This window comes from Mucilaginibacter sp. P4_D1, from assembly GCF_056401935.1.
The window spans coordinates 31112-55895 of sequence record NZ_JBFUIJ010000044.1 but is presented as its reverse complement, the minus strand read 5'-3'; the positions used below and the strand labels follow the sequence as shown (position 1 = coordinate 55895).

Sequence of the window (24784 nt, the reverse complement as noted above, 5' to 3'; positions counted from 1 at the left end):
ATATCAAACAGAACCACGGGTTCCGACGCTTCATGCTCCGTGGGAAAGAAAAAGTAGCGATAGAATGGGGCTTACTTTCAATCGCACAAAACCTAAGAAAAAAAGCTGCCTAAAGGCCTTCTTTTCACTCGTTCTTAATCAATAATATTCGTTAGTTCGAAATCAACATCAAAAAACTACTTGAAATCGATTTATCCGCCGTAAAATAAAAAGACCGCATCATTTGATTTATGATACGGCCTCTTTTTTATGCGCTTTCGTATTTTCGAAACCTGCCGAAGAACGCTTGCAGAGGCATTTGCCCACTATGCTCGACAGGCTACCAATTACAAGTTGTATTTTCGAGGTGCACAGAGCCTGTCACCTTGAGCCTGTCGAAGGGGCGCGTGGAGAGGCCTTTGCCCGCGATGCTTCGACAGGCTCAGCATGACAACGCTCTTTAGTATGTCATTCTCCCTTCAGAGTTTCGCGAAATTTTACCACTACCTATAACATGTTTCTTTTCGAGGTAGGTGAGCCTTTCACCCCGACCCTGTCGAAGGGGCGCGCGGAAAGGCCTTTGCCCGCTATGGTTCGACAGGCCCTCCATGACAGCCCTTTTCACGATGTCATTCCCCTTCATGATTTAGCGAACTTTTACAGTTCGGCAGCACTGGAGTGCAAAGGTCAACCCTGCCAATCTCAATTTTTTCCATAAAAAAGGCCTTTCCCGACGAATCAGAAAAGGCCTTTTTTGAAAGCTTTGGTGTATGCCTCTTAAAAAAGAGGTAGGGTAATTAAACTCTTTTTGATTTGATACGAGCTGCCTTACCGGTAAGGGCACGCAGGTAGTATAATTTAGAGCGACGCACTTTACCAACGCTATTCACCTCTATTTTATCAATGTTTGGAGAGTTAATAGGGAAGATACGCTCAACACCTATACCGTTAGAAACTTTACGAACAGTGAATGTTTCCGAGTTACCTGCGCTGTTACGTTGTATAACAACACCCTGGTAAAGCTGGATACGTTCTTTGTTTCCTTCTCTGATTTTATAATGCACACTTACAGTATCACCGGCCTTGAAGGAAGGAAACTGTCTTTTTTCTATTGATTGCTCTTCAACAAATTTTACTAAATCCATGATTTTTAGCTCTTAAAGCGATTTTTAGCCCGTAAAAATCGGATTGCAATTATAGGGCTTTTTTTTGATAAATAAAAACCTATTTTAAAAATTTCCACAATTTGTAATTTGTTAACAATCTACCAGGGAATARTGATTGATTTGGTTGATTACGTGGGTGGTTGGATAACATATTGGAATTATTTTAAAATAGTTCTTGACTCTTACCCTGCGTGATACCATAGCTTTGTATTAACGCACAAATAAAGACCAATGAAGCAACCATATTCAGTAAAACAAATAGCCTGCATGGCTGGGGTAAGCATCCGGGCGCTGCATTTATACGACCAAATCGGCCTGCTTAAACCTGCTCTGCGCAGCAAGGCGGGATATCGTCAATATAGCGACGATGAATTATTACGCCTGCAGCAGATATTGTTTTACCGCGAGCTTGATTTTCCCCTAAAAGAAATTGCAACTATACTCAACGCACCCGGCTTTGATGTAACCATTGCGCTTGCAGAACACCGCATCGCTTTAGAACGCCGCAGGGACAGGCTTAACGTATTATTGAAAACTATCGACAAAACACTAATCAACTTAAAAAACAAAACAATGAGTAATGCAGAGGAACTTTATGAAGGTCTGCCCAAAGACCAGGCCGCCGCGTGGCGCCAGGAAGCCATAGATAAGTGGGGCGAAGACGTAGTACTACGGTCTGAGAAGGCCCTCACAGAGCAGCCTAAACTAAACCTGGAGCGCCTAAAGGCTGATCAAAAGGATATCGCCGCCCAATTGCAGCTACTGCGGCACGCCGACCCGCAAAATGATATGGTACAGGAGCAGATAGCCCGACATTATGCCAACATCCGCGCGTTTTGGGGCGTTACAGATCCTACCGATTTAAATGCCGAAACCTACAAAAGCCTTGCAGAGCTGTATGTTTCCGACGAAAGGTATACCACAACCAACGGCCAGCCCGATCCGGAATTTGCTGCTTTTATGCGCAAGGGCATGTTATATTTTGCCGATAATAAATTGAAGTAAAAAGGCGGGGGCATCCGGAATCATTCTTCCGGAGCCCCTGTTTCCGGCCTTTTCTCGGTAAAATAGGCTATCACCGTATAAAACAGACCGATGATGAGCAGGTTAAAAACAAAATTGATGAGCGTATCGCTTACCGAGTGCGAGCGTTTGTCGATATCTATAAATGTGTAAACAGCATAGGCAAATGCCATGGCGAATATAAGCCAGCCTGCAACAGCGGCGGGCAAATAAAAAATTCCTTTACGGGTAAACCAGTTTAATTTCATGTGCTTAACTTTTAATGGAGATACTTTCGGTCATTACATAACTTATAAAAACAAATACAATAGCCAGGCTAATCAGGATGAGCACTATGTTCCAAAGCTTCACTTTAATGGTAATGCTCACCTCTTTCACCTTACGCCTGTCGGGATCGATGGTTTTTACACCTACGTGCAGTATGGAAAGCACGTTGATAATAATGCAAACGGTGGGCAGTACAAATAATACTACCGGCCCCAGGAAATCAATAAAAGGAACTTTTGCCAATCCCGACATCAGGCTAAACATAGCGGCGAACCAGCCCATACGGGCATGGAAGAAATAAAACATAAACACACATAATAAAAAATAGCAGGGCACTGCTATAAGCCACACCCCAAGGGCGGCCGAACGGCTGGCATTCATGATGGCCATTTTTACCGTATTTTGATGCTGCGAAGGGTTTACATCCGGTACTTTTAAATTTTCCATTTGCTTTAAAAATTCGTCGTTATTTTTCATGTTACTTACCCTTATAATGCGTTATCTCATTTTGGTTGCACTGCTACAACATGTTTCTTAATTTCTCTAATCCGCGCGACAACAGCGACTTAATCGTTCCTTCGTTTTTACCCAATATCTCGCCAATTTCGGTATTGGTTTTTTGCTCAAAATAGCGCAGCGATATTACCTCCTGGTATTTTATATCCAGCTTCAACAGGTTCTGGCGTATCCGGTTATAATCGTCATAGGCTTTAAGCTCCTGCTCCATCATCTCCCGTTCGTCGGCAGCGTTTTCATGCAGCAGTTTCTCCATCTGAGGGTTTTCCATCAGCTGCTGTAACGATTGTGGTTTGTACTTACTGCTGCGGTAATATTGGTTAAGCTCGTTGGTTGCTATGCGGTAAAGCCATGACGATAGCCGGATGCCCCGCCATTGAAAGCCCCCGATTTTTAAAAAAGCTTTTAAAAAAGTCTCGGCGGCAATGTCTTTCGATAAATCATAGTCGCCGGTGCGGCGCATATATAGCCAAATACAGGTTTGTACCATTCATCAAACACCTGCCCAAAAGCAGCCGCGTCCGTTCGGCATTGTTCAATAAGCTGGGCTTCCTGGCTGGGGTTCATGATTACAACATACCTGTAATGCAAAAGGCATGGTTTGGTTGCAATCTAATTTAGGGAAAATAGTAATAGTGGCTGGCTGATTGGGTGGATGAATATGACTGTCATTAAGATGTTCCGAAAGGTGGATAAGGGCCAGACTCAAAAACTCGTCCTTATCCACCTTAAAAGTCCTCGTGCCCACTTCATTTCGCGGGCCATTTTGCATAGCAACGTGTATAAGCCTCCTCCTGCTTCATCCGACAGGAGAAGAGCTTATCCCGAACCTACAGCGTAGCTATATCAATCACGAAACGATACCTTACATCGCCCTTTTCCATGCGGGCATAAGCGGTATCAATATCTTTAATGTCTATCATTTCAATATCTGAAACAATTCCGTGTTCGGCGCAAAAATCAAGCATTTCCTGGGTTTCGGCTAAGCCGCCAATACCCGATCCGGCAAGGCTTTTACGGCCACCCAACAGGCTAAAGGCCTGCACACTGGCGGGCTCTGGTGGTACACCTACGCAAATATGTACTCCATTGGTGCGCAGCAACGATAGGTACATGTTAAAATCATGCGGTGCCGATACGGTATCCAAAATAAAATCAAAAGAGTTTTTGGCGGCTTCAATTTGTTTTGGGTCGCTGGTTACAACAAAGTGATGTGCTCCTAATGCCCTGGCATCGGCTTCTTTCGCTGGCGATGTACTCAAAACGGTAACTTCGGCACCAAAGGCAACACCAAATTTAACCCCCATATGGCCCAATCCGCCTAAACCTAAAACAGCCAGTTTATGGCCTTTACCAACTTTCCAATGCCTTAACGGCGAGTAAGTGGTTATACCGGCGCACAGCAAGGGCGCAGTTGCGGCAAGGTCAAGTTTGTCAGAAATATGCAGTACAAAATCTTCGTTAACCACAATGCTGTTTGAGTAACCGCCGTAAGTTGGTGTTTTATGGTCTTGCTCCAGGCCGTTATAGGTTTGCGAGCTCCCGTTTAGGCAGTATTGCTCCAAATCCTGTTTGCAGTTTTCGCACACACGGCATGAGTCAACCAGGCAGCCTGTTCCTGCTAAATCGCCAACTTTGAAGTTTTTTACATGATCGCCAACTTTTACAACCCGGCCAACAATTTCATGACCTGGCACCATCGGGAAAATACCCGGGAACCAATCATTTTTAATCTGGTGCAAATCGCTGTGGCAAACACCGCAAAATAAAATATCAAATTGCACATCATGAGGCCCAACCTCACGACGCTCAAAATCCCATGGGGCAAGATTGGTAGTTGGCGATTGCGCCGCGTATCCTTTAACTGGTATCATAAGTAGTTGTTATTTTTGATTACCTAAAGGTACGGGAATAGATTTGAGATGTTAGATAGGAGATTTGAGATTTATTAAAGTAGTTATAGCATTATGACAAAAATATGTTTAGGGCCATCTCCTTTCCCCCTGAAAAACCCATGCAATAAATTGACCGTCGAGTATCTATCAGGTAAAACCTGAAAAAAATGTTATGACGCGCAACGCATATAGTTAAACGAAAGTCCTAAACCACCGCCATTGCGGGTAACCATCAGCTTAGGCTGGAAAAAACAGAAATGACATTGCTGCAAATGGGGTTGTTGTAGAGACGCATAATTGCGTCTCCCGCAGGACATTCAGGATTTGCAAGGTGCGATTGCAAGGCCGATTTGCATGTGTGATTTGCATGCGGAAGACGCAATTATGCGTCTCTATATTAAAAAACAATATTGATAATCAATAATTTACAATGATGTCATTATAAGATACGAACCAATGACGCTACTTTTGGGTAGCGGGTTTATCTAACTCTTATAATCCGAGATACTTAGCCTATGCTTACAAAAGCCATACTCATGCTCCTGGTTGGAGCAAATGATGGTGAGCCGGCCGGTAGCAAAACGCTCGACAAGGCTTAAATACCAATCAACACCCTGGGTGTCGAGGTTTGATGTGGGCTCATCAAGCATCAGCATGGGCGTATCGGAGCAAAAGGCCAGGATAAGTTTGAGGCGCTGTTTCATGCCCGATGAAAAGTAACGAATAAGCTTATGTTCGCTTTTGGGCAGATTCAACAACTCAATCAGCTGCTTTTTATCAAGCCCCTGTTTGTAGTTTTTAAATTTGAAATGAAAATCGATCATTTCACCCAGCGTAAACTCCTCAATAACCTCCAAATACGGAGCGGCCAGGCTCAGGTAGTTAAACACCTGCGAAATCTCGATAGGTTTATCCTGGTAGGTATAATTTATTGTACCGATAGAGGGCGACAGGCTCCCGTTTAAAACCTGTAGTAAAGTAGATTTGCCTGACCCATTAGGACCAAGAATAGCGTATGATTCGCCGGGAGTGAACGTATGATCAACCCCCCTGAAAATCCAGTCGCGGTTAAAGCGGCGGCCGATGTTGTTGAGGGTGATGGTCATATGTGGTTGGTGTTGCGGGGTTCGAGTTGAGTGTTGTGAGCTTGGCGTTGCGGGGTTCGAGTTGCGGGGTTCGTGTTAATTGCTAACCCGCAACCTTTGCCTCACAACTCGAACCCCGCAACCCGAGCCAATTAAGAATTCCCAAACCCCTTCATGATCCCCCTTTGCGAGTTTTGCAGGAAGTTGATGATCTCGTCGCGTTCAACACTTGGGGTAAACTCGGCTTCGATAATATCAAGCGCCTTGCTTACATTATATTTTTTCAGGAACAGTATTCGGTAAATCTCCTGTATCTCGGCTATAGTCGCGGCTGAAAAGCCCCTGCGGCGTAGGCCTACCGAGTTGATACCCACGTATGATAACGGTTCGCGGCCGGCTTTGGTAAACGGCGGTACATCCTTACGTACCAATGAACCTCCCGAGATCATGCTATGCGCACCAATCTCAACAAACTGGTGCACAGCTGATGATCCGCCGATGAAAGCATAATCGTACACATTAATGTGCCCTGCCAATTGTACCGCATTGGCTATAATTACGTTATCGCCAATAACACAATCATGCGCTACGTGTACATAGGCCATCAGCAGGCAGTTGCTGCCTATAGTGGTGGTGTTTTTATCTAAAGCAGTACCGCGGTTAAGGGTTACGCATTCGCGGATGGTGGTATTATCGCCAATGGAAACCGTGCTTTGCTCACCTTTGTACTTTAAATCCTGTGGGGGAGCGGATACTACGGCACCTGGAAAAATACGACAGTTTTTACCTATGCGGGCTCCGTCCATAATTACGGAGTTGGAACCGATCCAGGTACCCTCGCCAATTTCAACGTCCTTGTGGATGGTAACAAAGGGTTCAATCACCACGTTATCGGCAATTTTTGCCTGTGGGTGTATATATGCTAAAGGCTGGATCATGCTTCGTTTCCTTTTACTTTTACAATTTGTGCCATTAACTCGGCCTCAACAACAACCCGGTTACCTACCATACCAACACCCTTCATGGTTGCAATACCACGGCGAATTGGCGCCAGCAGATCGCAAATGTAAATAATTGTATCGCCGGGCACTACTTTACTTTTAAAGCGCGCATTTTCGATCTTTAAAAACAAGGTCAGGTAATTTTCAGGATCGGGTACAGTGTTTAACACCAGTATACCGCCCGTTTGTACCATACCCTCAATTTGCAACACACCCGGAAATATTGGCGCGCCCGGGAAGTGGCCTTTAAAAAACTCCTCGTTTATGGTTACGTTTTTAGCACCCACCACGTGGCTTTTGGTTAGCTCCAATATCTTATCAATCATTAAAAAAGGTTGCCTGTGTGGCAGCAGGCCCATAATCTCAACGGTATCATACACCGGTTTAGCGTTGGCATCGTAAACTTTAACTTGTTTACGGCTTTTTTCCTTTTTAATCAGGGTTTTTATTTTTTTGGCAAAGGCCACGTTAGCAGCATGACCGGGGCGGGCAGCCATAATATGGCCTTTAAGCGGTACACCAACCAGTGCCAAATCGCCAATCATATCCAGCAGTTTGTGCCTTGCAGGCTCGTTTTGGTGGCGTAGTTCGGCGTTGTTTAAAATACCTTGCGGCGCTACGCTGATATCCTTGCGGTTAAACAGTTTGGCCAGGTGGGCAAGTTCTTCTTCGTCTACTTCTTTATCAACAACCACAATGGCGTTGTTTAAATCGCCGCCTTTTATCAGGTCGTGCTTTAACAGCATTTCCAGTTCGTGCAAAAAGCAAAAGGTGCGGCATGATGCAATTTCCTTTTTAAACTCGGTAATGCTCGAGATACTGGCATGCTGGCTACCCAACACCTGCGAGTTGTAATCAACCATACAGGTAAAACGGTAATCGTCTAAAGGCATGGCAACCATTTCTACCTTACGGTCGGGCTCCGAGTAATGGATATTGTAAGGTATATGGTAATATTCGCGGTCGGCATCCTGCTCGGTAAACCCTGTTTCGGTTATAATATCAACAAACTGGATAGAACTGCCATCCATAATCGGCGTTTCGGGGCCATCCATGTCTATCAGTACATTATCAATCTCCATACCTACCAAAGCAGCCAGTACATGCTCAACAGTATTAACAGTAGCCCCATTTTGCGAAATGGTGGTACCGCGCGATGTATCAGTTACATTATCAACATCGGCATCAATTATTGGCGAGCCTGGTATATCAATCCTCCTGAATTTATACCCATGGTTTTCGGGTGCCGGGTTAAAGGTCATGGTTACCCTTTGGCCGGTATGCAGGCCGGTACCCGAAACCGATACAGGTGATTTAATGGTTCTTTGTTTTACATTCATTTCTTTTAGTTCATTGGTTCACTGGTTCATTTGTTCATTGGTGAATAGTTTATTAGTTAAGTTCATTATTTGCCTGCGCAAAAGACCAATGAACCTTGAACTAATGAACCAATGAACGGTTACTGAACTAATGAACGTCCTTCTTTAATTCGGCGATTATTTTTTCTAATTCGTTTATTCTTTTCTCCAATTCGGGCAGGCGGTTTATTACTACGTTCGAGCGCATGTTTGCGCTGTAAAGGGTAGCCGGGCTGCCCGCCCATTTTTTTCCCTCGTCGGTTATGTTACGGCTAATGCCCGATTGTGCCTGTACCTGTGTACGGTTTGCAATACTGATATGCCCCACCAGCCCTACCTGTCCGCCTAATATCACATTTTCGCCTATTTTGGTACTACCCGAAACGCCGGTTTGTGCTGCAATTACAGTATTTGCACCTATCTCCACATTATGGGCTATCTGTATCAGGTTATCCAGTTTTACACCTTTGCGTATCACCGTCGATCCCATGGTCGCTCTGTCAATAGTGGTATTTGAGCCAACCTCAACGTTGTCTTCCAGGATAACATTACCTATCTGGGCTACTTTAGTGTAAGTGCCATCGGGATTGGGGGCAAACCCAAAACCATCGCTTCCAATAACGGCGCCAGAGTGTACTATAACATTATCACCTATCACACAATCAAAATAAACCGTAACGCCCGAAAACAAGGTAACGTTGTTACCAAGGGTCACATTATCTGATATATTAACATTGGGATAAATTTTGCAGTTATCGCCAATTTTTGCGTTAAGGCCGATGTAGGCAAATGCCCCTATATAAGGCTCGGCACCAATTTGGGCTGATGGATGTATAAAGCAAGGTTGCTCGATACCTTTTTTGTTAAGCTTAAAAGTGTTGTACTTCTCCAACAATACCGAAAACGCGCTGTAGGCATTCTCTACCCGGATAAGGGTGGCCGTTACCGGGCCGGTAAGCTGTAAATCGTTATTAACAATAACTACAGAGGCGTTGGTAGTATATAAATACTGCTCATATTTAGGGTTGGCCAAAAAAGAAAGGCTGCCGGCGGCGCCTTCTTCTATTTTAGCTAACTGGTTAACAGTAACCGAAGGGTCACCTTCCACCGTTCCGTTAAGCAGAAAACTTATATCCTGGGCAGTAAATTGCATCGACAAATTTAAATGTTATAATTAAAGCAGCAAATTAATTAGTATCAAGTATCAAGTAGTTAGTATCAAGATAGCTGCGAGGAACTCGGGTTGAGAATCAAGAGCCAAAAAACATGACTCGACAACAGAATTATTCTCCGAAAGCCAAAAATCTTGATACTTGATACTAACTACTTGATACTAAATTCTTGCTATAGCAAAGTATGTATTTTTTTACGGTTTTTGCTAATGCCTCCAAATTGGAGTTATCGCTGGCCGTTGTAATGTCATGTACATGGCCATCCTTCATTAATATACCTATGTTGCCATCGCCGGCGGTATAGGCATTGTTACGTATGGATGTGGTGAAAACAAAGTATCCGGCATCGTGCTCGCTTATACTGTATTTTTTCATCGCCATTTTAATAAGCGAGTTTACAAATTCCCTATCAGGGCGTTTGTTACTGATATCTACATGATACAACTTACGTTGAACCAGGTTTTGCGATAGCGTTGATAGTATAAAATCGGTATGCCCGGCCCAAACTTTTACGGCTGCCATAATATCGGTATCATCCAAACTGGCAAAAGTTTCCAGGTGATGGTCCTGGTTCATGAAAGTATCTCTGCTGATGCCGCCTTTTATAAAATGCTTTAACGCAGGTGTAGCAAAAAGGTCTTCGCCTTTCAGGGTAAGCTCGCGGCAGCGTTTAAATATCTTAACCAACAATTCTTCACCGGCAATTACGGTTTTATGCAGGTAAACCTGCCAGTACATGAGCCTGCGGGCAATCAAAAATTTCTCTATCGAGTAAATGCCTTTAGCGTCAACTACAATATGATCGTCTTTAACGTTCAGCATTTTGATGATCCGTTCGGAGCTGATCACCCCTTCGGATACGCCTGTAAAAAAGCTATCGCGGTTGAGGTAATCCAGCCTGTCCATATCCAACTGGCTTGATACCAGCTGATGCAGGAATTTGCGCGGAAAAGTATTGTTAAAAATACTTATGGCCATGGCTAAGCGGCCATCAAATTGCTCGTTGAGTTTGCTCATCAGCATAGATGAAATATCCTCGTGATCAATCCCCTCAATAATGGTGCGCTCCAACGCGTGCGAGAATGGCCCATGGCCAATATCGTGCAGCAATATAGCAATGGTAACTGCCTCTTCCTCTTCGTCGCTTATGTTGTGGCCTTTGTTACGCAGGGTTTCAATAGCGGTATCCATCAGGTACATGGCGCCAATGGCATGATGAAAACGGGTGTGCAGCGCTCCGGGATAAACCAGGTGCGTCATCCCTAATTGCTTAATGTACCTTAACCGTTGAAAGTAAGGGTGTTCAATCAGGTCAAATATCAGTTCGGTTGGAATGCTGATAAAACCGTAAACCGGATCGTTTATTATTTTCTTTTTGTTCAATGGATTAAGTAAAGTGCAAAAATGTAAAACAAAGGTAAAATAAGCCGGTGATGTTTGTTAAATTTTGTTAATACCTTTACTAATCAACAACAAAAGCGTCCCTTTGGGGTTTACTGTCTGAATCAGAATTGCCAGAATTTAAGAATTAACAGAATATAACTGATTAAAAACAGGATATTTGACTTAACTTAATCTTATTCGCCAAATTCAACAATTCTGAAAATTCTCAAATCCTGAAAATTCTGATTCAGAATATTTTTAATCCAGATACTATGCAAGATACCACCATTTTATGGGCTGATGACGAAATTGACCTGTTACGACCACATGTATTATTCTTAAGTGAAAAAGGTTATAAAATTACGACTGTCACTAACGGCAATGATGCCGTTGACGCTTTTAAAGGCGGCTACTTCGACCTTGTTTTTTTAGATGAGAATATGCCGGGCCTTACCGGGTTAGAAACACTGCAGCAAATAAAAAACATCAATAATGATGTACCTATTGTGCTGATAACCAAAAACGAAGAAGAATATTTGATGGAGGATGCCATCGGCTCAAAAATAGATGATTACCTGATAAAGCCGGTGCACCCAAAACAGATATTGCTTACCATTAAAAAACTAACGGAAAATAAGCGCCTGGTAACCGAAAAAACTACCATGGCCTACCAAATGGACTTCCGTACACTGGGGATGACGTTGAACGATAACCTGAGCCACCAGGAATGGGTTGACGTGTACAAAAAACTCATTTATTGGGAGTTGGAACTGGAGAAACTGGAAGATGCCGGCATGCACGAAATTTTGACCATGCAAAAGGCCGAAGCCAACATGCAGTTTTGCAAATTTATTGAACGCAACTATTTAAACTGGATAAAAAATCCCGATTCGGCGCCTACAAGTTCTCCGCAATTGTTTAAAAAGAAGGTGTTCCCTAAAATGGATGGCAAAGGGCCGCTGTTTTTTATATTGATAGATAACCTGCGGTACGATCAGTTTAAGATTATCAACCCTATCATCTCCGAATATTTCAGGATGGAGGAAGAAGATACTTACTACAGTATTTTACCTACAGCAACGCAATACGCCCGTAACTCCATTTTTAGCGGCCTTATGCCTTTGGATATGGAAAAACGTTACCCGCAAATGTGGCAAAATGACGAGGATGAAGGTGGTAAAAACCTTTACGAATCGGAATTTGTTGCCGATCATTTGAAACGTGTGTTACGCCGCGACTGCAAATACTCGTACCATAAAATTCTGAATATTGATGAAGGCCGTGCATTGAATGAGTCGGTTAGCAACCTGATGAACAACGAACTGAATGTGGTTGTTTACAACTTTGTGGATATGCTATCGCACGCCCGTACCGATATGCAGATGATCCGCGAACTGGCAAGTGATGATGCGGCTTACCGTTCATTAACACTCTCGTGGTTTGAGCACTCGCCCCTGTTTGACCTGTTGAAGTTTTTGGCCCAGAAACAGGTGCGTGTAATTATTACAACCGACCACGGCACCATCCGCGTAAAAAACCCAAGCAAAATTGTAGGTGATAGGAATACCAATACCAACTTACGTTACAAACAAGGCAAAAACCTGAACTATAACGCTAAGGAAGTATTCCACATCCGCAACCCGCACGATGCGATGTTGCCCAAGCTGCACTTAAGCTCAAGCTTTGTGTTTGCCAAAGAGGATAGCTATTTTGTATACCCTAATAACTATAATCATTTTGTTAATTTTTATAACGAAACCTTCCAGCACGGAGGAATTTCGTTTGAGGAAATGATTATACCGATAGTAACTTACGGGCCGAAGTAGGGAGCCCCCAATCCCCTCTAAATCTCCCCTGAAGGGGAGACTTAAAAACAAACGGCCTGCCAGGAAATCTGACAGGCCGTTTGTTTTTTAAAGTTTGCATATCCCCCATTTGCAAATCAAAAACTCCCCCTTCAGGGGGCTGGGGGGCTATTTCTTTTGCTTATCAGCAAAAGAGAATACCTTTTGCAGTAATGGTGTTGTACGCGCGCCCAGGTTTTGGCGAATGTTTAATTCCTCTTTTGCTATCTCTACAAATAAGCCGTCAATAGCTTTCTGGGTTACATAGTCGGTAATATCCGGGTTTATTTTTGATACAAAAGGAACTTTGTTGTAAGCCTGCGCAGCATCGGTATAATATTTTGTAGCGCCAACTTTGTTTAAGCTTGCCTGAATTACGGGTTTAAACTGGCCGGCCAATTGTAAAGTTGTAGTTTTTTTAAAGTATTGGGTTGCTGCATCCTGGCTGCCCAACAAAATGTTGGTAACATCCTGTAGGGTCATTTGCTTTATGGCGCCAATAAATATGGGTTTAGCCTTTACAGCGGCATCTTCGGCAGCATGGTTAAGGGAAGTTATCACGTTATCGCAAAGGCTGCCCAAACCTATGCTGCGCAATGTTCTTTCTGCTTTTTGTGCTTCGGGCGGGAAAAGTATTTTAACTTCGGCGTTCTTTAAAAAACCATCTATTGCCGATAGCTTATCCGAGCTTTTGCCGGTACCTATCTCAAGGGCCTGCTTAAGGCCGTTACCTATCTCAAACGTAGTAGGTGTTCCCTGCGTACTGGTTGTTGCGGCTTGTGCCACCTGGTTCAGTGTATCGCAGCTGCTTAAAGTTATAAAAGACAGCAGTGCTGTAAGGATTAATATCTGTTTTTTCATAGTGGCCTAAAATTAGCAAAAATAGAGCCAACTACCAGTAAATTATCCCAACACTTTTAACAGGGCAAATACGCCTGCTGCAATTAAAGCAGAAATTGGAATGGTGATAATCCAGGCCCAGATAAGGTTAATGGTTACACCCCAGCGTACAGCAGATACACGTTTAGTTAAACCAACCCCAATGATAGAGCCCGTGATGGTATGCGTGGTAGAAACCGGGATACCAAACCTTTCGGTAATGAACAGGGTAATGGCACCTGCTGTTTCGGCACTTACACCTTCCAACGGGGTTACCTTGGTTATTTTTGAGCCCATGGTTTTAACAATTTTCCAGCCACCGCTCATGGTACCTGCCGCTATAGCGGTATAACAAGCCAACGGAATCCAATCTGGCATAGGTGCGCCTGCATGAATTACTTTGCCCGCAATTAAGGTTACATATAATATACCCATTACCTTTTGGGCATCATTACCACCGTGTGCAAAGCTTAAAGCCGCTGCCGATACCAATTGCAGTCTTTTAAACCAACGCTCGGCAGTAGCAGGCTTTGCGCGTTTACAGATGTTTAGTATCAGTATAGTTACCACATAGGCTATAAGTAAACCTATAAAGGGCGCCAAAACAATATAAGCGATGATTTTAAGCACATACTGCATCTCGATGGCGTGTAGCGCATTGGCACCCATGTAAATAGCATTGGTCATACCCGCGCCGGCAAAGCCGCCAATTAGCGTATGCGATGAACTTGAAGGGATACCAAACCACCAGGTAATTAAATTCCAGGATATAGCGGCTACTAAACCGGCCAATATTACGTGCAGGGTAACATAATGTTCCAATACAATTTTTGATACCGTATTGGCCACCTTATGGTCTTTTATAAAAAAGTACGCGGCAAAGTTAAATACAGCGGCAAGCAATACAGCCTGAAAAGGCGTAAGTACTTTTGTTGATACGATGGTTGCAATAGAGTTGGCAGCATCATGAAAACCGTTGGTGTAATCAAAAACGAGTGCAAGTAAAACTATAACAACAAGTAGGGAGGTAACCATTTAGTGATGATTAGGTATGCTTAAGCGTTTTTAACTAAAATAGATTCCATTACATTGGCCGCATCTTCGCACATATCTGTTGCGGTTTCAAGGGCGGCAAGGATTTCTTTATATTTTATCAGGCGGATAGCATCTTTTTCGTAAAGGAACAAATCGGCCACGGCGCGGTCAAATACATAATCGGCCTGGTTTTCCACGCTGTTTATCCTGATGCACGAATCGGCAATGTTGCGCACGTTGCGCAGGTCTTTTAACTCGCGTACTGCTTTTTCCAGGTCGATGCTTGCCTGGAGGATCAGGTCAGATAGTTTGCGGATGTGCTCATTAAAATCATCTATCCGGTAAAGGCTCATGCGGTTGGCAGCGCCCTGGATGTAATCGGCAACATCATCAATAGCTGTAGCTAATGCGTGGATGTCTTCGCGGTCAAAAGGGGTAATAAAGTTTTTGCCCAGTTCCAGGTATATCTGGTGGGTAAATTCATCGCCTTTGTTTTCAAGCTTGTCAATTTGTTTAAACAGCTCTTCGCGGGTGGTGGAGTTATTGGAGTTAACAGCCTCTACCAAAATAGTAGCCATTGCTACTACATTGTTTGCTGCCTGCTCAAATAAAGGAAAAAATATTTTTTTGTCCTTAGGTACAAAGTATTGGAAAATGCTGTTTAATGACATGATGCTTAAAATTGGTGTAAAGGTACGGTTGCTATGTTAAATTAATGTTAACTTTTTAACACTGGTATATTGGGGAAAGGTAAAGTTTGTTTTGCTCTTTGCAAAGTAAAGCCAAAAGTTGATCCCAACCCCTCGGTACTGCGCACATTAATGGTTTGCTGGTGCGCCTCAATAATGTGTTTTACAATGGCCAGGCCCAATCCAGATCCCCCAATTTGGCGCGACCGGCTGGTATCTGTGCGGTAAAAGCGCTCGAACAGGCGCGGTAAAAACTTTTCTTCAATGCCAATGCCATCGTCGGTAACTTCAACCAAAACCTGATCGTCAAGTACAAAAAGGCTTAATGATGTGCTTCCTTCTTCTTTACCGTACTTAAATGAGTTATCAATCAGGTTAACCAATACCTGCCTTATTTTTTCCCTGTCGGCATATACAATGATGCCTTCATCATATTTCTGCTTAAAAATCAGCTTAATTTTGTATTGCTTGCCTTTTATCTCGAGCGATTCAAAAACCTCTTTAATCAGGTCGTTGATCTTGAACTTGCTGTAATTGATGGGTATCTCGCCCGATTCCAGCTTCGAGATCTCATCCAGGTCCTTAATAAGGTAGCTTAACCTATCCACATTTTTAGAGGCTTTTTCCAGGAACTGACGCGCCATCTCGCGGTCTTCCATGTCGTCATCCTGCAATGCTTCAATGTATCCCTGTATGGCAAAAAGCGGGGTTTTAAACTCATGCGAGATATTGGATAAAAAATCGCGGCGAAATTTTTCCTGTTTGCGCAGGTCGTCAATCTCTGATTTTTTTTGTTTTGCCCATTCTTTTACCTCCTGCTCCACATCGTCAATGGGGTTGGCGGTTACATGTTCGCCCAGGGCATCGCGCAAATCGCGGCCCAGTTTTAAATTGTGGATGAGTTTATAAATAAGTTTGATGCGCGAGTAAATATACTTTTCTATCAGGTAGTAAAATACAAAGTAGCTTACCGCTATGGTAATGGTGAAAGTAACCATCACATCATACCATTTATGCTGAAAATAAAAGTTAACCGCCGATAGGGTTATGGCAACCCCGGTTGCGGTAATTAAAACCAGTACACGCAAATTCATAGCGTAAAGCTACAATTTATAGATCACTAAAGCCCAGCGGAAAGGCCACTTCCAGGTTAATTTAAAGTTATCAATTTGTGCTTTTTTTAGCAGTGTTAATAATTCCCGTTTTTTAAAACCCCGCTTTACTGATAGTGGCCCATCGTAGCGTACCATTTTATTGCGGGTTAAAACGTGTGTAATGAAGATAACCGCATAATACAGCGCCCAATGGCGGTGCAAATCGGTAATAATTATTCCCTTTTGGGCCGATGCATACATATTTTTAATCATCGTGATCCAATGTTCGTCGTCAAAATGATGCGTAAACAAGTTGCTGATAATGATATCGTGGCTGCCTAAAAGATGGGTATCGTTTATTACATCGGCCTGCACATAGCTAATATTGGCAAACGTTTTGGACGCATTGTGCGCATAGTTTATAGCCGCAGGGGCAGCATCAATACCGGTAAGTTTTAGGGCCATTTGCTGTTGCGTTGCCCATTTGGCAATGGAAACCAGCGTATCGCCGCCGCCACAGCCCCAGTCGCATATAGAATATCCTTGCTTTACCGGGAAGTTTTTTAAAGCGGTTATTGCTTCCTTATGCCCGCCAAACCATGAATTTACCTTGCCCAGGCCTTCCAACACAGGGGCTATCTCGCTGTCGGGCAAGTTTAGGTCGTCCATGATTTCGGCATCAAAGGCGCGGTGTTTTAAATTGGGCATGGTATCAATACAATAACCTTATGAAAAAGGTTTTCCGTGAGTTTTACTAATCAGGTACCTGGATAATGGCGGCAAGCCGTTTAACAGGCGAAGTGTAAGGGCGGTTGTGTTGTTATTGCCAAACAGGCGCTGCAATTGCCGGCCTACCCATAACCGCTGCGCAAATTGCCGGTTCCAGGCATCGGTATAATCGGCCTCTAAAGCTATGCGGTTATTTTCATAAAATTTGCCGGTTTTGTAATGGCTGATAATTTTTTCTGACAGGATTTTGGCCGAGTGAATAGCCATGGTCATGCCGTTACCGCATAATGGCGCTATCATCCCGGCGGTATCGCCGCTCATTAAAATATGGTTATCAACCGGGGCTTTTTTTTCAAAAGAGATCTCGTTAATTACCTCGGGCTTATCCAGTAAAAACTCGGCATTGGCAAATATATCGTCGAGATATGGATTTTTGCGGATAACGTTTTCTTCTAACCCTTGCAGGCTGCCGTATTTGCGTAGGTCATCGCGGTGCGCCATGTAGCACATGCAATATCTGTCGCCATCGGTTTTACTCACGCCGCAATAACCATCTTTATAGTTATTAAGCTGGATAAGATCCTGCGGCAAATCCATTTTTATATGGAATTTTACGGCCAGGTAGGGGCTGCGTTTATAAAAGAAGGGCCGCTTCAATTTTTGATCGAGGTTTGACCGTTTGCCGAACGAGCCTATTACCAGCGGGGCTGTTAATACTTCGCCGGGCGTAACCACCTCAAACTGATTGCCGGTGTAGCGTACATCCTCCACCCTTGTACCCGTCATAAAATTTACGCCTTCTATTGTCGCTTTATGGTATAAAAAATTGTCGAGGGTATATCTGCTTAACCCGAAGCCGCCCAAATCAAGCTTTTGAGCAAATTTAACGCCCGAGGCAGCGGTAACCTCCAACCTGTTAATGCGGGCAACATTCAGTTGATCGAGGTTGATATCTAAAGTATTTAAAAACGGGATTACTTCGTTAGAGATGTATTCGCCACATACCCGGTGCATGGGGTATGTTTTTTTTTCGATGAGGGTAACCTTAAGCCCGGCGCGGGTTAATAGTATCGCGTTAAATAATCCCGCAAGGCCGCCGCCAACTATAATTACATCGTTCATAGGCTTTAGCAAGACATTTCCAATATCATACCCTCAACCGTTAGCCCGGGCCCAAAAGCAAAACTCATGATCTTTTGATCAATCAAACTTTCGGCCTTAAGCATTTTTTGTAGTACAAACAGGATGGTGGCTGATGACATATTACCATACTGCTGCAGCGTTTCATAGGCAAAAGCATTGCTTTCCTCGGGCAGTTCCAGCGCTTCCTCTACTGCCTCCAGTATTTTGCGGCCGCCGGGGTGTACTGCATAGGCGGTTATTTCATCTGCATTAAGTTTTGCCTTTTGCAAAAAGCGGCCGGTTAAAGCCTTAATGTTTTTTTTGATCTGTTTTGATACCCGCGAGGTTAACTTCATCTCGAACCCTGTATTGCCTACATACCAGCCCATATCATCACGGGCTTCTGTCACAAATTCCGAGTAAAAGTTTTTTAAGGTAAGGCTGGTGCCAGTCCCCATGCGTTGCGAAGTATTCTCTACAAGTACTGCAGCTGCCCCGTCTGAAAACAAAGAGTTGGCCACCCAGTTGTCTAGCGTATTATCTTTTTGAAAATGGAGGGTGCATAACTCCACGCTTACTACCAAAACCTTGGCTTCGGGGTTGGCACGGCAAATATAATCTGCCACTTTAAGGCCGTTTATGGCTCCATAGCAACCCATAAAATTGATACAGGTACGTTCGGTATCGCGGTTAAGCTCCAGTTTTTCTACCAGTTCAATATCAATGCCGGGCGCGTGCATGCCCGTGCAGCTGATAGTAACCAAATGGGTAATTTGTTTGATAACATCGGTCCCGAAACCGGCAAGGCAGTTTTTAACTGCATTTACAGCTATAGCTATCGCCTCGTCCTGGTAAAGTTTTAAGCGTTTGCGGGTATCCGGAAAGGGGGTAAAGCTTCCGGATGTGTCAAAAAAAGTATAGTTGGATGGATCGGTTTCGCCAAAATCCGGGATCACGGAGTAGCGATAATCGATACCGGAGTTATCGTAAATGCTTTTTAGGCGTGCGGCGTTAGTTGCATCCAACCCAAAAGCATTCACCATAAAATGGTAAATATCCTGCTGGGCTATCCGGTTATGGGGATTTGCTATCCCGATGGCACTGATGCAACTCTCCATTTATATTTAGCTTTATTTAAGTCTGAAGTTCTAAGTCGTAAGTCTCTTTCGACTTAGAGCTTTCGACTTAAGACTTAACGACTTTACTTGCTGATCTCGGTTTCTATCGAAACATTGGCCTCGTTGGATAAAATTACGTTTTTACCGCCAACGCCAAAATCTGTCCTTAAAACCTGGAAGCCGCCTTTAAACGTGGCACTGCTACCTGCTTCAACATACGTAAAAGGTATTTCTATCAGTTTTGTTTTGTCTCTGATAGTTACGTTAAAACTGCCGGTATAGTTGTTTCCGCTTTTATGTTTAAATGAAACTGACTTTAAAATGATCTTTGGATATTTAGCCGCATCAAAGTAGTCTTCGCTCTTCAGGTGGTTATCGCGGCTTTCATTATCGGTATTAACTGTGTTTGATGCCACAGAGGCCTCGATTGAACTTGTTGCGAGGCTGGCGGGCTTAAAATTAATATCAGCGTTAAAGCCCCCGAAAGAGCCTTCGACATTAAAGCCCAGATTTTTGATTTTGAAAGTAACCGCCGATTTGGTTACTTTATTTTGCGCAAACGTGTTTGCTGCTAAAAAAAATAAAATTGCAATGCTAAATAGTTTCCTGGTCATACTGCTGCTAAGGTGATTTTCAAACATAATAATTTATCTGTAACTAATTTTTACATTAGTAAGATTAAGCAACCTGCTGCAGGTTTAATACGTTTCAACAAATAGTATTGGTTGCTTTTACCTATGGATATAAATCTGCCCGCATGAAATTGAAACAATTAATCCCCACACCATCTGCCTGGGCCCACATGCGTTTTGTTTTCTCTGTTTTTTTGTTGCCTGTTTACCTGTTTGCTTTTAGCCAGGCTACATTTGTACAGCCGGGGCAGGCTGTGCTTATATTTTTTATCTGGCATTTTCTGGCGTTCCCGGCAAGTAACGGGTATAACAGTTATTTTGATAAGGACGAGGATAGTATTGGCCTGCTGGAAAAACCGCCCGAGGTTGATATCAGCCTGTATTATTTTTCTATCCTGCTGGAGGCGCTGGCCTTTGGCCTGGGTTTTTTAATTAGCTGGGAGTTTGCGGTGGCAGTGCTTATTTATGGCATCATGTCTAAATTGTATAGCCATCCGGCTACACGGTTAAAAAAGTACGCCATCATCAGTTTTTTAACGGTATTTATTTTCCAGGGATGCTTTATCTATTATGTCACCTATTCGGCATTAAGCGGGCTTAGTTTGTTCAGGCACTGGGATACCGGGTTTATTGTAGCCGGGGCAATTTGTTCATGTTTGATAGGCGCATCGTACCCGCTCACCCAGGTTTACCAGCACGATGAAGACAGCCGCCGTGGCGATAGGACAATAAGTTTATTATTGGGCTACAAGGGGTCTTTCATTTTTTCGGGCGCTATGTTTGCACTGGGGATAGCCTGCTCATTTTATTATTGGCATCTGGAGGGCAAAATGGCCAACTTTTACTTTTTCCTGGTATGCGCGCTCCCGATATTTTTATTTTTTAATTACTGGTTTTACAAAGTAGGAAAATCGACTGCTAATGCCGATTTTAAAAACGCCATGCGCATGAACTTTTTAAGTTCGGGTTGTATGCTGGTTTACTTTGGCACCCTGGCGCTGATAAGTTAAAAGATTGAAGTATGGATGGCATGCGAATTTATAAATACAATCCATACTTCATTTTACCTATCGTACTGTTTGTGCTTTTAATGAGCCAACCGGTGAATTCGGTTTTTAATAAGCTTTTGATTTATAAAGATTACCAGGGCGCGATAATATTGGTGCTGGTTGTCGATTATTTCCTGATGTTTTTTATCCGGCACATTTATGATGTGCTACGGGGCACCCCGGCTATTATAATTACCCGCGAATTTATTTTTATCGGGAAAAAGGGCTATACGATTGCCTGGCGTGACATTGAAAGTATAGATAAAGTACAGGGGCTAAAAATGTCGCTTAGAAAAACGTGGCGTAACTGGCCCCAAATAAAAAACCCCGTAGTCAGGATTTACTACGGGTATATAGCCAGCGGAATTTCGATACCCGGTATTTTAATTGCAGGCGATGCCGAACAAATGAGCATCACGATACGGGATTATTATTTTAAGTACAGGTATGATTAGCGTGTTGTCGGCTTCGTTGGCCAATAATGCCGGCGGTTCCAATTTTATTGGAGCCAAGCTATTCATAATGCACAGCCTTAGTTGTGAGCCCGTATTCGCTCCTTAGAGATTCTGAGATTTATTCTTTTTTTTCCATATAAATTTTATCATCCCCATCTTTTGAAAATCGATTATAGTAAAAGATTACATATAAGACATCAATTATCAACGAAAATAATACTAGCCAAAACAAAGACCAATCAGAACCACCAAACCACCAACCACCAAATTTTATCAGGTAGCATATGACATAGCCAATGCTAAATATTGCATATGGGATTTGAAATTTTAAGTCATTACAATTCCGCCGTTTATACGAAACAAAGATCAAAGGAATCACCCCAATTAGCAAACATGCAAAGCCGAAGTGTTGAAGTTTTACCATAACAAATGCCAAAAAGAAAAATAGTGCCGAAAGGAAATCACATAGAACATAAATCCAATCCCTGGCCACCTTACCCTTGCTTAAATCTTCTAAATCACCATACAAATGAAGGTAATCTACTGTATAAAAAAGAGTAATTAGAATTTTTATGACCATCGGTAATGTAAAATAAAGAGCTAAAGATTTTACTTGGTCGGCGCTTTGTGGAATTAATTCGTAAATCATAGACCCGACGAACCCGGGATATATCAATCCATAAATTAACTTTTCCCAATGTTCTTGGCTCCTACAAATATTCATGTCTGTTATTTATATTCATTTAGCCTGTAATGTCGCTATAAATAAATACTTATTTTTATCGGTATAAACTTAATAAATATGAGCGACAATAAACCAAAGATTGTAGTGCAGGATTTCCAAGCAGGATATTTAACCTTGCCTTTTGAAAAGGGGCAGTTTAAAGAATTTGTATCGTCACTATTAGGACAACCTCAAACGATTAACAAAATTATCTCCGGGCAATTTGAAATTCATTTAAAAGATTTACAAAACTTTAATGATTTGATAGATCAGAGAATTACTCAACAGAATAATGGGGCATTAATACAATTAAAAACACAAATATTCTTCTCAGATAATTCTTCTGTCTTATTAAGTTCTTTAAATGAGTTACTTACATACAATGAAGTAAAACCTATAATTTCTGAAAAAGTAACTATGACTTGGGGTTATTTAATACAATTTGCAGATAAAACCATTCCCGAAAAACAAGAAATAGAATTGACTATTTCAACTAAACACGATCGAGGTATAGCTGATCTAATAAGGGTGAATCTGATATTAACAGAATCGGTTTTAAAAGTGGATGAAATAGGCCATTTTGAAATAAACATCAGACATACCGCGCGGAGTTGGGGTAACGATATCGAAACCCTCTTAACCAACCAAATTAATTCTATATTATTAAAAGATGATAGTTTTAAGTTATTTATTGCAAACCACAGATTTTCAATTGTTACATCAATCGCTGCCATAATATCATTTGCAGGTATTTATAGTTTAAATTTACGCAATGAGGCTTATTTAAAGGAGGCCCAAAAAATCGTTGCCCCTTTTATTAAGAACAATAGCATCAATGATAAAGTCAATTACCTAATAAATTTTAGCACTACAGACCACACAGATTTCGCTTCTGCCCAATTTCTCTTTTGCTGCTTTTTAATAATACTAATCTCGATCATCTTTGGTGTCACGATTCTTGAAATGATAGATTTCAAAAATTATTCATTTATCGTACTGACTCGAGAATCAAAAAAGAACAGAGAAGATGTTTTATTAAAGCAAAGAAAACAAACATCAGCATTTATAATTTCATATCTCGGAAGTATAATAGCTAGTATAATCGCAGGTTTTATATATGCGTTTTTAACAAAATAGAAGTTTTCTTGCTATATATTTCTCAACTCTCCTTTTCGTAAGCAGCACGCTAGTGAAAAGTTTTTGAACTGYTGATATGAATTAAATAAATGTAGATAGAGGTCATCCTCCTCTAAAACTCCACATGCACCCTTAACGAAAACACATTCACCGGCCCGCGGTCTTTATTATACGCCGGGTTTACAATAAACTGGTAATCGGGCGAAAGCCAGAATTTTTTTTGATAGGCGTTAATCTTGTAATACAACTCGGCAATCAGCTCGTTGCTGTAATTTAACTTGCCATCGCCTATAATAAAGCCGTAACCACCTGCGGCCAGGTAATCGCGGTGCGGGGCAGATAGGCCGTTTGCCACAAATGCAAGGCCAAGTTCGTCGTCGCTGCGTTTCCAGGAGTTGCCTTTTAACACGCCTCCAACGCTTAATGAGCGGTCTATCTCGGTAAAATACCAGGTTTCGGTGTGTCCGTCGTTATAGCTCAGTTTGGCAAATACGCCAAAATCTTTGCTCAGGTACTGGTCGGCGCTGATGCCGAAACCGTATTTGTGTTTGCCATAAACTAAATTGGGATCAACCACGGGGTTAACAGCGCTTGCGGCAAGGGCATCGCGGTAGTTACCCATTTTGCCATTATTGCGGAATCCTAAAATGCGCACGGTCCCTTTATTACCATTGATGGTATATCGCCTTTCATACTCCATTGTTTGCGTGTTGGCCTTGCCAACTTTGGCATCCCAGATGGCTCCGTTGGCGGTAGTTGTCGACATGGTGAAGGCAAATCTCAGCGTCCAGTTGGGCATACCTAATTCGGTATGGATACCCATGGCATAGCCCCGGGTGTTGGCGGGGTAATCCCAGGCACCGTTATCCATCAACGACCAGTTCATGAACTGCGAGCGAGGGTCGTGGCTAAATTCGTTACCGTCGTAAAAGTCGGCCATGCCAAATTTACCTGCAGTTACCGAAAAATAGCGTTTGCTTTTTAAGCCGGCAAGCTGGTTATTATCGTCCTGCAGGGTATCTTTCTCTTTTCCCCATTCAAAATTTTGGGTAAAGTACAGGCGGGCGATATAAATTTTAGGCTCCGAGCCGCCAACACGAAAAGTTTCGCCATTGGGGAAACCCGCAACCCCCAGGGTTTTACTCAAGCCCGATCCGCCTGACAATTCGGGATTAAAAAAAGCCGACGCGCCTTTCCAAAGCCTGGCCCCGCCAAAAAGCGTGGTGGTGATTGAGCTTTGCGTTTCTGATTGGGTAAGCAAACTATTATCGCCGGTATAATTGGCCCCGAAGGATGGTTTATACTGGGTAATAACCGTTTGCTGGAAATGGAAGTTAAACCGTTGCTGTTTAAGCGTATCCTGTGCCTTTGCTGTAAGTATGGTACACAACAGCGGCGTTATAAAAAGTAAAGATTTTTTCATGTGTAAAAG

26 protein-coding genes are annotated in these 24784 nt (G+C 42.7%); 6 read left to right on the top strand and 20 right to left on the bottom strand.

Annotation, left to right across the window (positions count from 1 at the left end; translation table 11 throughout):
* Positions 1-113, top strand: a 113-nt coding sequence (locus AC1DV1_RS25825; protein WP_477365692.1) for a transposase, incomplete at its 5' end; no start/stop codon positions are given.
* A gap of 663 nt (positions 114-776) precedes the next feature.
* On the opposite strand, the gene rplS is transcribed toward AC1DV1_RS25825, so the two are convergent.
* The gene (rplS, locus tag AC1DV1_RS25820) at positions 777-1124 is read right to left on the bottom strand and encodes a 50S ribosomal protein L19 (protein ID WP_090651474.1); all 348 of its coding nucleotides are present in this window, start codon (positions 1122-1124) and stop codon (positions 777-779) included.
* Between the two features lie 252 nt (positions 1125-1376).
* Here rplS and AC1DV1_RS25815 point away from each other — a divergent pair, with 252 nt between their 5' ends.
* The gene (locus tag AC1DV1_RS25815; RefSeq protein WP_477365689.1) at positions 1377-2150 is read left to right on the top strand and encodes a MerR family transcriptional regulator; all 774 of its coding nucleotides are present in this window, start codon (positions 1377-1379) and stop codon (positions 2148-2150) included.
* Positions 2151-2170: 20 nt separating this feature from the next.
* Here AC1DV1_RS25815 and AC1DV1_RS25810 read toward each other — a convergent pair whose 3' ends face one another.
* The 9 genes from AC1DV1_RS25810 to AC1DV1_RS25770 all read right to left on the bottom strand — a co-directional run bounded on the left by AC1DV1_RS25810 (position 2171) and on the right by AC1DV1_RS25770 (position 10845).
* Positions 2171-2416: a hypothetical protein gene (locus AC1DV1_RS25810; RefSeq protein WP_477365686.1), complete on the bottom strand. Its 246-nt coding sequence runs from the start codon at positions 2414-2416 to the stop codon at positions 2171-2173.
* Positions 2417-2420: 4 nt separating this feature from the next.
* Entirely contained in the window at positions 2421-2912 is a 492-nt protein-coding gene (locus AC1DV1_RS25805; protein ID WP_477365683.1) for a hypothetical protein, read from the bottom strand.
* A gap of 43 nt (positions 2913-2955) precedes the next feature.
* Positions 2956-3441, bottom strand: coding sequence for an RNA polymerase sigma factor (locus tag AC1DV1_RS25800; RefSeq protein WP_477365679.1), 486 nt, complete (start codon positions 3439-3441; stop codon positions 2956-2958).
* Between the two features lie 340 nt (positions 3442-3781).
* Positions 3782-4825 carry an NAD(P)-dependent alcohol dehydrogenase gene (locus AC1DV1_RS25795; RefSeq protein WP_477365676.1) on the bottom strand — a complete coding sequence of 348 codons (1044 nt, stop codon included), beginning with the start codon at positions 4823-4825 and terminating at the stop codon, positions 3782-3784.
* Between the two features lie 506 nt (positions 4826-5331).
* A complete protein-coding gene (locus AC1DV1_RS25790) occupies positions 5332-5952 on the bottom strand; it encodes an ABC transporter ATP-binding protein (protein ID WP_477365674.1) in 621 nt (206 codons plus the stop codon).
* A 131-nt stretch (positions 5953-6083) separates the two neighbouring features.
* Positions 6084-6869 carry an acyl-ACP--UDP-N-acetylglucosamine O-acyltransferase gene (gene lpxA / locus AC1DV1_RS25785; RefSeq protein ID WP_090638506.1) on the bottom strand — a complete coding sequence of 262 codons (786 nt, stop codon included), beginning with the start codon at positions 6867-6869 and terminating at the stop codon, positions 6084-6086.
* The gene (locus AC1DV1_RS25780) at positions 6866-8272 is read right to left on the bottom strand and encodes a bifunctional UDP-3-O-[3-hydroxymyristoyl] N-acetylglucosamine deacetylase/3-hydroxyacyl-ACP dehydratase (protein ID WP_147054530.1); all 1407 of its coding nucleotides are present in this window, start codon (positions 8270-8272) and stop codon (positions 6866-6868) included. Before AC1DV1_RS25780 ends, lpxA begins: the two co-directional genes overlap by 4 nt.
* 127 nt (positions 8273-8399) lie before the next feature.
* Positions 8400-9443, bottom strand: coding sequence for a UDP-3-O-(3-hydroxymyristoyl)glucosamine N-acyltransferase (lpxD, locus tag AC1DV1_RS25775; protein ID WP_477365671.1), 1044 nt, complete (start codon positions 9441-9443; stop codon positions 8400-8402).
* Positions 9444-9609: 166 nt separating this feature from the next.
* Complete coding sequence (locus tag AC1DV1_RS25770; protein ID WP_477365668.1) at positions 9610-10845, bottom strand: HD domain-containing protein; 1236 nt, start codon at positions 10843-10845, stop codon at positions 9610-9612.
* A gap of 272 nt (positions 10846-11117) precedes the next feature.
* On the opposite strand from AC1DV1_RS25770, the gene porX reads away from it, so the two are divergent.
* Positions 11118-12671: a T9SS response regulator signal transducer PorX gene (gene porX / locus AC1DV1_RS25765; protein ID WP_477365664.1), complete on the top strand. Its 1554-nt coding sequence runs from the start codon at positions 11118-11120 to the stop codon at positions 12669-12671.
* Positions 12672-12818: 147 nt separating this feature from the next.
* Here the strand turns inward: porX and AC1DV1_RS25760 are convergent, their stop codons facing one another.
* The 8 genes from AC1DV1_RS25760 to AC1DV1_RS25725 all read right to left on the bottom strand — a co-directional run bounded on the left by AC1DV1_RS25760 (position 12819) and on the right by AC1DV1_RS25725 (position 19969).
* A complete protein-coding gene (locus tag AC1DV1_RS25760) occupies positions 12819-13550 on the bottom strand; it encodes a DUF4197 domain-containing protein (protein ID WP_477365661.1) in 732 nt (243 codons plus the stop codon).
* Between the two features lie 42 nt (positions 13551-13592).
* Positions 13593-14603, bottom strand: coding sequence for an inorganic phosphate transporter (locus AC1DV1_RS25755; protein WP_477365657.1), 1011 nt, complete (start codon positions 14601-14603; stop codon positions 13593-13595).
* Positions 14604-14623: 20 nt separating this feature from the next.
* Positions 14624-15274 (bottom strand): DUF47 domain-containing protein, encoded by a 651-nt coding sequence (locus AC1DV1_RS25750; protein ID WP_439695592.1) that lies wholly within the window; start codon positions 15272-15274, stop codon positions 14624-14626.
* A gap of 47 nt (positions 15275-15321) precedes the next feature.
* Positions 15322-16386, bottom strand: a complete 1065-nt coding sequence (locus AC1DV1_RS25745) for a sensor histidine kinase (RefSeq protein ID WP_090638707.1) — start codon at positions 16384-16386, stop codon at positions 15322-15324.
* Positions 16387-16395: 9 nt separating this feature from the next.
* Positions 16396-17094 (bottom strand): methyltransferase domain-containing protein, encoded by a 699-nt coding sequence (locus AC1DV1_RS25740; protein WP_477365653.1) that lies wholly within the window; start codon positions 17092-17094, stop codon positions 16396-16398.
* 18 nt (positions 17095-17112) lie between these two features.
* Entirely contained in the window at positions 17113-18237 is a 1125-nt protein-coding gene (locus tag AC1DV1_RS25735) for an NAD(P)/FAD-dependent oxidoreductase (RefSeq protein WP_477365649.1), read from the bottom strand.
* Positions 18238-18242: 5 nt separating this feature from the next.
* A complete protein-coding gene (locus AC1DV1_RS25730) occupies positions 18243-19355 on the bottom strand; it encodes a type III polyketide synthase (protein ID WP_477365646.1) in 1113 nt (370 codons plus the stop codon).
* Positions 19356-19438: 83 nt separating this feature from the next.
* Complete coding sequence (locus tag AC1DV1_RS25725; protein ID WP_477365643.1) at positions 19439-19969, bottom strand: YceI family protein; 531 nt, start codon at positions 19967-19969, stop codon at positions 19439-19441.
* A 143-nt stretch (positions 19970-20112) separates the two neighbouring features.
* Between AC1DV1_RS25725 and AC1DV1_RS25720 the strand changes: the two genes are divergently transcribed.
* Together AC1DV1_RS25720 and AC1DV1_RS25715 are read left to right on the top strand one after the other, a co-directional pair.
* Positions 20113-20997, top strand: coding sequence for a UbiA family prenyltransferase (locus AC1DV1_RS25720; RefSeq protein WP_477365641.1), 885 nt, complete (start codon positions 20113-20115; stop codon positions 20995-20997).
* Between the two features lie 11 nt (positions 20998-21008).
* Positions 21009-21491 carry a hypothetical protein gene (locus AC1DV1_RS25715; RefSeq protein WP_477365638.1) on the top strand — a complete coding sequence of 161 codons (483 nt, stop codon included), beginning with the start codon at positions 21009-21011 and terminating at the stop codon, positions 21489-21491.
* A 118-nt stretch (positions 21492-21609) separates the two neighbouring features.
* Here the strand turns inward: AC1DV1_RS25715 and AC1DV1_RS25710 are convergent, their stop codons facing one another.
* Positions 21610-22140, bottom strand: coding sequence for a hypothetical protein (locus tag AC1DV1_RS25710; RefSeq protein ID WP_477365635.1), 531 nt, complete (start codon positions 22138-22140; stop codon positions 21610-21612).
* Between the two features lie 153 nt (positions 22141-22293).
* Here AC1DV1_RS25710 and AC1DV1_RS25705 point away from each other — a divergent pair, with 153 nt between their 5' ends.
* On the top strand, positions 22294-23352 hold the full coding sequence (locus AC1DV1_RS25705) for a hypothetical protein (protein ID WP_477365632.1): 1059 nt from the start codon (positions 22294-22296) through the stop codon (positions 23350-23352).
* Between the two features lie 112 nt (positions 23353-23464).
* Here the strand turns inward: AC1DV1_RS25705 and AC1DV1_RS25700 are convergent, their stop codons facing one another.
* Positions 23465-24775: a carbohydrate porin gene (locus AC1DV1_RS25700; RefSeq protein WP_477365629.1), complete on the bottom strand. Its 1311-nt coding sequence runs from the start codon at positions 24773-24775 to the stop codon at positions 23465-23467.
* Positions 24776-24784: the final 9 nt, after the last annotated feature.